Below are 5431 nucleotides of genomic sequence, written 5' to 3'. Positions count from 1 at the left end.
TTTTTTGACTGCACCTCTTGTTTTCCCGTTTGTGGGGTGTGGTTGTTTTTTTGATGCCAGTTTGTTTGGTGTCTTTTGTTTGTGATCGGATTTTTCTGATTCGAATTCACCTGTCTTTGGATGGGTTGTTTTTGTTTGGAGAGTTTGATCCTGGCTCAGGACGAACGCTGGCGGCGTGCTTAACACATGCAAGTCGAACGGAAAGGCCCTTCGGGGTACTCGAGTGGCGAACGGGTGAGTAACACGTGGGTGATCTGCCCTGCACTTTGGGATAAGCCTGGGAAACTGGGTCTAATACCGAATATGACCACGCTCTTCATGGGGTGTGGTGGAAAGCTTTTGCGGTGTGGGATGGGCCCGCGGCCTATCAGCTTGTTGGTGGGGTAATGGCCTACCAAGGCGACGACGGGTAGCCGGCCTGAGAGGGTGACCGGCCACACTGGGACTGAGATACGGCCCAGACTCCTACGGGAGGCAGCAGTGGGGAATATTGCACAATGGGCGCAAGCCTGATGCAGCGACGCCGCGTGAGGGATGACGGCCTTCGGGTTGTAAACCTCTTTCACCAGGGACGAAGCGCAAGTGACGGTACCTGGAGAAGAAGCACCGGCCAACTACGTGCCAGCAGCCGCGGTAATACGTAGGGTGCGAGCGTTGTCCGGAATTACTGGGCGTAAAGAGCTCGTAGGTGGTTTGTCGCGTTGTTCGTGAAAACTCACAGCTTAACTGTGGGCGTGCGGGCGATACGGGCAGACTAGAGTACTGCAGGGGAGACTGGAATTCCTGGTGTAGCGGTGGAATGCGCAGATATCAGGAGGAACACCGGTGGCGAAGGCGGGTCTCTGGGCAGTAACTGACGCTGAGGAGCGAAAGCGTGGGGAGCGAACAGGATTAGATACCCTGGTAGTCCACGCCGTAAACGGTGGGTACTAGGTGTGGGTTCCTTCCTTGGGATCCGTGCCGTAGCTAACGCATTAAGTACCCCGCCTGGGGAGTACGGCCGCAAGGCTAAAACTCAAAGGAATTGACGGGGGCCCGCACAAGCGGCGGAGCATGTGGATTAATTCGATGCAACGCGAAGAACCTTACCTGGGTTTGACATGCACAGGACGCTGGTAGAGATATCAGTTCCCTTGTGGCCTGTGTGCAGGTGGTGCATGGCTGTCGTCAGCTCGTGTCGTGAGATGTTGGGTTAAGTCCCGCAACGAGCGCAACCCCTATCTTATGTTGCCAGCGCGTTATGGCGGGGACTCGTAAGAGACTGCCGGGGTCAACTCGGAGGAAGGTGGGGATGACGTCAAGTCATCATGCCCCTTATGTCCAGGGCTTCACACATGCTACAATGGCCGGTACAAAGGGCTGCGAATCCGCGAGGTGGAGCGAATCCCTTGAAAGCCGGTCTCAGTTCGGATCGGGGTCTGCAACTCGACCCCGTGAAGTTGGAGTCGCTAGTAATCGCAGATCAGCAACGCTGCGGTGAATACGTTCCCGGGCCTTGTACACACCGCCCGTCACGTCATGAAAGTCGGTAACACCCGAAGCCGGTGGCCTAACCCTTGTGGAGGGAGCCGTCGAAGGTGGGATCGGCGATTGGGACGAAGTCGTAACAAGGTAGCCGTACCGGAAGGTGCGGCTGGATCACCTCCTTTCTAAGGAGCACCATTTATCGATTCCCCCGTGCCGGCAATAGTGTCGGGGTTCATGGTTGGGAGATGGCCGGCGCCTGTAGTGGGTTTGCTGGTGGGTGCATACAACAAACGTTCGTCTCGGTGGAAACTCGGGGCGTGAAGAATGGCCAGACACACTGTTGGGTCCTGAGACAACAGGCCCGTTGCTTCCCTCCTTTGTGGGGTGGGAGACACCGCTCCGTTGGGGGTGGTGGGGGTTGTTGTTGCCTCACCGGTTTTGGTGGTGGGGTGTGGTGTTTGACTTGTGGATAGTGGTTGCGAGCATCTAACGCGCAAATTGTGTGCTCCGAATCTTCGGGTTCGGGGATGTTTTTTGTGTGTTGATGTGCAATTTTGATTCTTGTTTTCAATTGGTTTTTGTGCGTAAGTGTTTAAGGGCGCATGGTGGATGCCTTGGCATCAGAGGCCGATGAAGGACGTAGGAGGCTGCGATAAGCCTCGGGGAGCTGCCAACCGAGCGTTGATCCGAGGATGTCCGAATGGGGAAACCCAGCACGAGTTATGTCGTGTTACCCATGCCTGAATATATAGGGTATGGGAGGTAACGCGGGGAAGTGAAACATCTCAGTACCCGTAGGAAGAGAAAACAATTGTGATTCCGTGAGTAGTGGCGAGCGAAAGCGGATGAGGCTAAACCGTATGCATGTGATACCGGGTAGGGGTTGTGTGTGCGGGGTTGTGGGACCTATCTTTTCAGCTCTATCCGGCTGGAGGGCAGTAAGAAAATGTCGTGGTTAACGGAAGTGGCTTGGGATGGCCTGCCGTAGAGGGTGAGAGTCCCGTACGTGAAAACCCGATGTCTGCCTTGATGGTGTTCCCGAGTAGCAGCGGGCCCGTGAAATCTGCTGTGAATCTGCCGAGACCACTCGGTAAGCCTAAATACCTTCTGATGACCGATAGCGGATTAGTACCGTGAGGGAATGGTGAAAAGTACCCCGGGAGGGGAGTGAAATAGTACCTGAAACCGTGTGCCTACAATCCGTCAGAGCCCTCGTTTACGTGGGGTGATGGCGTGCCTTTTGAAGAATGAGCCTGCGAGTCAGGGACATGTCGCGAGGTTAACCCGTGGGGGGTAGCCGTAGCGAAAGCGAGTCTGAATAGGGCGTATCCCGTAAGGGTGTAGTGGCATGTTCTGGACCCGAAGCGGAGTGATCTACCCATGGCCAGGGTGAAGCGCGGGTAAGACCGCGTGGAGGCCCGAACCCACTTAGGTTGAAGACTGAGGGGATGAGTTGTGGGTAGGGGTGAAAGGCCAATCAAACTCCGTGATAGCTGGTTCTCCCCGAAATGCATTTAGGTGCAGCGTTGCGTGTTTCTTGCCGGAGGTAGAGCTACTGGATGGCCGATGGGCCTCACCAGGTTACTGACGTCAGCCAAACTCCGAATGCCGGTAAGACAAAAGCGTGGCAGTGAGACGGCGGGGGATAAGCTCCGTGCGTCGAGAGGGAAACAGCCCAGATCGCCGACTAAGGCCCCTAAGCGTGTGCTAAGTGGAAAAGGATGTGCAGTCGCGAAGACAACCAGGAGGTTGGCTTAGAAGCAGCCACCCTTGAAAGAGTGCGTAATAGCTCACTGGTCAAGTGATTGTGCGCCGATAATGTAGCGGGGCTCAAGCACACCGCCGAAGTCGCGGCATCCGCAAGGATGGGTAGGGGAGCGTCCTGCATCCGGTGAAGCAGCCTAGTGATGGAGCTGTGGAGGGTGTGGGAGTGAGAATGCAGGCATGAGTAGCGAATAGGCAAGTGAGAACCTTGCCCGCCGAAAGACCAAGGGTTCCTGGGGCAGGCCAGTCCGCCCAGGGTGAGTCGGGACCTAAGGCGAGGCCGACAGGCGTAGTCGATGGACAACGGGTTGATATTCCCGTACCCGTGTGTGTGCGTCCGTGATGAATCCATTGTGCTAACCATCCAAATGGCACGTGATGATCCTTTCGGGGATCACGTGTTGCCGGCTGCGTGGGACCCTGGTGGGTAGTAGTCAAGCGACGGGGTGACGCAGGAAGGTAGCCGTACCGGTCAGTGGTAATACCGGGGTAAGCCTGTAGGACGAACGATAGGCAAATCCGTCGTTCATATGTCTGAGAGGTGATGCATAGCCGAGTGAGGCGAATTCGGTGATCCTATGCTGCCAAGAAAAGCCTCTAGCGAGTGCACACATGGCCCGTACCCCAAACCAACACAGGTGGTCAGGTAGAGAATACTAAGGCGTACGAGTGAACTATGGTTAAGGAACTCGGCAAAATACCTCCGTAACTTCGGGAGAAGGAGGACCCCTTACTGTCAACACCCTTGCGGTGGGCAGCGGTGGGGGGTGGCACAAACCAGTGAGAAGCGACTGTTTACTAAAAACACAGGTCCGTGCGAAGTCGCAAGACGATGTATACGGACTGACGCCTGCCCGGTGCTGGAAGGTTAAGAGGACCTGTTAACTCCTTCGGGGGTGAAGCGGAGAATTTAAGCCCCAGTAAACGGCGGTGGTAACTATAACCATCCTAAGGTAGCGAAATTCCTTGTCGGGTAAGTTCCGACCTGCACGAATGGCGTAACGACTTCTCAACTGTCTCAACCATAGACTCGGCGAAATTGCACTACGAGTAAAGATGCTCGTTACGCGCGGCAGGACGAAAAGACCCCGGGACCTTCACTACAACTTGGTATTGGAGTTCGGTACGGTTTGTGTAGGATAGGTGGGAGACTGTGAAGCGCACACGCCAGTGTGTGTGGAGTCGTTGTTGAAATACCACTCTGATCGTATTGGGCTTCTAACTTCGGACCGTATATCCGGTCCAGGGACAGTGCCTGGTGGGTAGTTTAACTGGGGCGGTTGCCTCCTAAAATGTAACGGAGGCGCCCAAAGGTTCCCTCAACCTGGACGGCAATCAGGTGTTGAGTGTAAGTGCACAAGGGAGCTTGACTGCGAGACCTACAAGTCGAGCAGGGACGAAAGTCGGGACTAGTGATCCGGCACCCCCGAGTGGAAGGGGTGTCGCTCAACGGATAAAAGGTACCCCGGGGATAACAGGCTGATCTTCCCCAAGAGTCCATATCGACGGGATGGTTTGGCACCTCGATGTCGGCTCGTCGCATCCTGGGGCTGGAGCAGGTCCCAAGGGTTGGGCTGTTCGCCCATTAAAGCGGCACGCGAGCTGGGTTTAGAACGTCGTGAGACAGTTCGGTCTCTATCCGCCGCGCGCGTCAGAAACTTGAGGAAACCTGTCCCTAGTACGAGAGGACCGGGACGGACGAACCTCTGGTCTACCAGTTGTCCCACCAGGGGCACCGCTGGATAGCTACGTTCGGACAGGATAACCGCTGAAAGCATCTAAGCGGGAAACCTCTTCCAAGACCAGGTTTCTCACCCTTTTAGAGGGATAAGGCCCCCCGCAGACCACGGGATTGATAGGCCAGACCTGCACACCCAGTAATGGGTTCAGGGAACTGGTACTAACCGGCCGAAAACTTACACACACCAAAAAAGAACCAATTGTGTGTAAACAAGAACATTGCACATCGTGCCCGCAACCACTATTCACGACACAAAAGTCGAACAGACCACACCCCACCACCAAATAACACCCCCCAAGGTGTTTAAACAGGCCGGTGGAGGCGTAATTAAATAGAGTTACGGCGGCAACAGCGGCAGGGAAACGCCCGGTCCCATCCCGAACCCGGAAGCTAAGCCTGCCAGCGCCGATGATACTGCCCTGCACGGGCGGAAAAGTAGGACACCGCCGAACACAAATT

The 5431-nt window shown here is 55.6% G+C and carries 3 rRNA genes; all 3 read left to right on the top strand.

The window, feature by feature from the left end:
- Positions 1-132: 132 nt before the first annotated feature.
- The 3 genes from TL10_RS29220 (at position 133) to rrf (ending at position 5424) form a co-directional block, all read left to right on the top strand.
- Positions 133-1649, top strand: a 16S ribosomal RNA gene (locus TL10_RS29220).
- A gap of 400 nt (positions 1650-2049) precedes the next feature.
- Positions 2050-5155, top strand: a 23S ribosomal RNA gene (locus TL10_RS29215).
- Between the two features lie 155 nt (positions 5156-5310).
- Positions 5311-5424: ribosomal RNA gene (rrf, locus tag TL10_RS29210) — 5S ribosomal RNA — on the top strand.
- The 16S, 23S and 5S rRNA genes sit together here, the layout of an rRNA operon.
- Positions 5425-5431 lie beyond the last annotated feature (7 nt).

Origin of the sequence: Mycolicibacterium llatzerense (assembly GCF_000878195.1) — a bacterium.
GTDB lineage: Bacteria > Actinomycetota > Actinomycetes > Mycobacteriales > Mycobacteriaceae > Mycobacterium > Mycobacterium llatzerense.
Note: the sequence above shows the minus strand (reverse complement) of the source record. Positions and strands in the feature narration are given on the sequence as shown.